This is a genomic window from Flagellimonas olearia (genome assembly GCF_009184425.1).
GTDB lineage: Bacteria > Bacteroidota > Bacteroidia > Flavobacteriales > Flavobacteriaceae > Flagellimonas > Flagellimonas olearia.
In genome coordinates this window covers 1-359 of record NZ_WELG01000106.1, presented here as the reverse complement: position 1 = coordinate 359, position 359 = coordinate 1, and the positions used below count along the sequence as shown (strand labels likewise).

The window sequence follows — 359 nt, the reverse complement described above, 5'->3', positions numbered from 1 at the left end:
TGGGTTAAGTGTTTTGTGAGTGGTATTGACTGGCTGGAGGCAATGAGTCATCCGGATGGCGACGTGTCATTTTTTAATGATGCTGCATTTGGTATTTCTCCTAATAGTAATGACCTTAAATCGTACTCTTTACTCTTGGGTGATGAGGGCGATAAAAATTCTAGCATAAAGTCATTGAGGGGGACCTTGTTGGAGCAAAGCGGTTATGCAGTGGTTGAGTGGCCAGCTTGTCATAAGCTTTTAGTTGATTTGGCACATGTAGGCCCTGACTATCAGCCTGGTCATGCCCATGCCGATACTTTGAGTTGTGAGTTAAGCCTTTTTGGTTGCCGTGTTCTTGTGAACTCTGGCACTTCCCA

At 44.8% G+C, this 359-nt stretch carries 1 protein-coding gene; it reads left to right on the top strand.

Annotated elements, in window-relative coordinates:
- Positions 1–359, top strand: a 359-nt coding sequence (locus F8C76_RS18090; protein WP_211372200.1) for a heparinase II/III domain-containing protein, incomplete at both ends; no start/stop codon positions are given.